Below are 3,069 nucleotides of genomic sequence, written 5' to 3' on the forward strand. Positions count from 1 at the left end.
ACGGAACTGCTTCGGTTTGGCCGGGGATGATAGACAGACAGGTAATGACCCAGCAGCATATAGCCGATGGAGGCGTAGGTCATATTCATCCTCCACTGAACAGGGATTCCATTCAGCAGCGTAAACGGCCAGAATGTCCGAACCGTTGGATACAGAATCCCCAGCAGGAACCAGAGCACCAACGCGTATTTCAAAAGCTGCTGATCGGCATATCGGACGAACAGCCGCGCAATGGGCAGGGCGGCATAAGCCAGAAGCGTGATATGCAGATAGTAGAAATGCTCCTCGTGGTGGAACAGAAGCAAGTGCTTCACCGCGTCGATCATGTCCGGGAAAGTCAGGCTGTCCATCAGCTTCAGAGAAACGAGCTTATAGCAAAACGCCCAGAAGAAGAGAGCGGCTAATATCCTGGGTAAATTTTGGGTATAGAGCTTTTGGAAAGTCAGTTCATTTTCCGGCTTCAGGAGCAAGGCCCCGCTGGCCATGAAAAACAGCGGGACGCACGCGTGCGCGAGACTGGTCCAAAGCACAGCCGAGTACCAGGACGTAGTTCCAACCACGCCTCCGGAAAAGGGAGCGGCGGCCACATGACACAGCACAACGCTCCAGATGGCAGCGGTTTTCACCATGTCAACTTTATGGTCCCGAGGCAGGCGGGTATCAGAAATCATATGAAAATGCCCTCTATGATAAAAAAATTGACGTTTCTCGGATTCTCATAAGCACCGAAAGCTCATTAAGAAGAACTCCTTTGGGCTTCTGCGCTTGGAGAGTGTTTTCGCGTGGTAGGTTTCATTGTTCATAATATGAGCGGCTTGCGGCTGAGAGAGGCGGCGGTCATCCAGCAGGGAAGCATGTTGAAGCAATGTCCGCATTGCCCAGTTCAGTGCCACGGTGGATTCCGCGCCAAGGGACTGGGAAATGTTCAGCGGCCCGGACAAGGCAAAATACCGCGCGGCTTCAAATTCCGAAAGCCCCTCCCGCAGGATGACCGCCCGGATCTCGCCTTGCACAAGCTCCGGCAGATGCTTCCAGTCCGCTGTATCCATGCCATAGAGCAGGATACAATAGCGGCTGGCGCGGTTCATCGCCAGCGCCGTTCTCCGCTTTTGGATGGTCAGCAGATGAACGTCCCAGCAAAAAAATGGGGCCACTGCTGTTTGAGGGGGCGGCAGTTTCACTTTCAAATGCCTTTGTAGGGGAATCGTGTAGCCAAATTCCATTGCCGGACAGCCTCCTGATTCTTTACTTTAGGAAACCGGCGGGGCCTGGCTATCCAGGCCCCGCCTGATGTAAGGGAAGCATAGGCTTACTTGTACTGCATCAAAGAAACGGTCACATCTGCGGTGTCCCCGGCGTTGGCGCTGCGAAGGATGCAGGTAAAGCCGGCCTGCTCCTCGGTTGTCCCATCGGCAATGGCGAAGGCCCGCGTCAGCGTTTTTCCCGGCTCGATATCCACGGTGGGGAACTTCTCGAAGCTGCCCAGCACACGGTCCCGCCCGACCAGACAGGAAATGGCCGTCTGACCGTTGTTTGTCACGGTGAGGACGATGTGTTTTCCGTTTTCGGGAATGTAGCACCCTCCGGTGGTGAAGCCCGTCACCGTCTGGACTCTGGTTTTGTCCTCGTCAATGCCGGTGGGGCCTCCGCTGGTATCCACCGAGCTGGGGGCTATCTCCGTGAAGGGCCCGACCTTCTGTCCCAGGGTAGCCTTTGTAGGATTCGTAGACTTCTTTCCGCCGGGATAGATGTTGGGTACCAGCTCCGCATTTTCCATGGTGACCCCCAGCACCACGCTGTTTCGCTTTTCGCTCCAGGAGGTGGGGATATTCAAAAAGTCGGTCAGCATCTCAACCGGGATGTAGCTGTGGGTCTTGCCGGAAGGGTCCTGATAGGTGACAACGGCGGGGATTTTCGTGCCATCCGCCGCATACTCCGCGCCGGGCTCCACCTTTACCTTGTCAAGGATGACAACTCCAGCGGCTCCGATCTCCAGCTTTCCGGCAGCCGCCGCAGCGGCGGAACCCACGAGGGACATTGCGAGCACCAGCACCAGAAACCCGGAAAATAGCGAACTTAGTTTCTTCATATCTTCACCTTCTAGCCGTATTTGAACCAATGTGCCCAGATATCAGGACTCATACTGGTACACATCGTACCAGACCCAAAGCTTCGGGCTACGGGAGAGAGACATCGTGACGGTGCCGCTGATGCCACCATGCGGATAGGTAACCTCAAAAGTGGCCTTTTCCCCAATCGGAATAATGCCCTCGCAACCGTAACCTGTGTCGAGAGAGTGGAGCGCCACAGTGACGCACCAATCGCCGCTGGGCGCGTTGAGCTTCGTGGGGGAGGTATCAATGTCTGCGGCAAACGTATTGCCGAAGCTGCTCACAGCAGTATAGCGGGCCGTATAATCTTTGGTCGTATTGAGGTCCACCCCTCTGGAAAAATAATGCCGTCCACCAGCTCGAGGCGTGGGCAAACTACGCCCACTCATGATGGCCGCTTGCTCGGCATCGCTGTAGCCAGCCCACGGCTTGAGGGAGTATGTGATTCCAGTTTCGGGCTCGGTATAGGACTCCCCGATCTCCAGGCGAATCACTTTCTGCTCCGGCTCAGCAGCGAAGCAGGGGATGGCCAGAGCCAGGCTCATGACCAGGACCAGAAGCAGAGATGTCAGTTTTTTCATCTTTCTCATGGGTATTCTCCTTTTCATATTTTTTGTTGATATGGTTTGCAGTGGTTTTATCGTTGTTTGTTCTCACGGGTTTTGGACGCATCCCGGCGGCGGAGCGCCCGCTTACGTCTGCATGGGACTCACCTCTTTCTCATTCGTAGCCTGGGGCGATCACTTCCCCTATTACTAAAGAACCCCAGAACCGGAAAGAGCAACACAAAAAGATTGCCTTGATTGCGGTTAGGCTGTTCTCTTGTAATGCGAAGCTTTAGCTGTCCCCTATTACATAAGGAAACCTGAACCCGGAAAGTGCAACAAAGTTTTTTCCCCTGACGTCCCCGGTCGGACTCCATGCAATCCGGAACCTCACCTGCTCCCTATTATATAAG

The 3,069-nt window shown here is 54.7% G+C and carries 4 protein-coding genes; all 4 read right to left on the bottom strand.

Features of this window, described 5'->3' with window-relative positions; genetic code table 11:
• The coding region (locus JX325_RS14345) for an acyltransferase family protein (RefSeq protein WP_204791768.1) at positions 1-671 on the bottom strand (671 nt) is incomplete at its 3' end.
• A gap of 45 nt (positions 672-716) precedes the next feature.
• Positions 717-1,223, bottom strand: a complete 507-nt coding sequence (locus tag JX325_RS14350) for a hypothetical protein (protein ID WP_204791769.1) — start codon at positions 1,221-1,223, stop codon at positions 717-719.
• A gap of 86 nt (positions 1,224-1,309) precedes the next feature.
• Positions 1,310-2,089, bottom strand: a complete 780-nt coding sequence (locus tag JX325_RS14355; RefSeq protein ID WP_204791770.1) for a hypothetical protein — start codon at positions 2,087-2,089, stop codon at positions 1,310-1,312.
• Between the two features lie 42 nt (positions 2,090-2,131).
• Positions 2,132-2,701: a hypothetical protein gene (locus tag JX325_RS14360; protein ID WP_204791771.1), complete on the bottom strand. Its 570-nt coding sequence runs from the start codon at positions 2,699-2,701 to the stop codon at positions 2,132-2,134.
• Positions 2,702-3,069 lie beyond the last annotated feature (368 nt).

The sequence above is a fragment of the Oscillibacter sp. CU971 genome, from assembly GCF_905219725.1.
In the GTDB taxonomy this organism is placed as follows: Bacteria; Bacillota; Clostridia; order Oscillospirales; family Oscillospiraceae; genus Oscillibacter.

Bases quoted from the DNA above. Each gene is read 5' to 3' on its own strand.
- JX325_RS14360 (WP_204791771.1), bottom strand. From the start codon at position 2,701: ATGAGAAAGATGAAAAAACTGACATCTCTGCTTCTGGTCCTGGTCATG.
- JX325_RS14355 (WP_204791770.1), bottom strand. From the start codon at position 2,089: ATGAAGAAACTAAGTTCGCTATTTTCCGGGTTTCTGGTGCTGGTGCTC.
- JX325_RS14350 (WP_204791769.1), bottom strand. From the start codon at position 1,223: ATGGAATTTGGCTACACGATTCCCCTACAAAGGCATTTGAAAGTGAAA.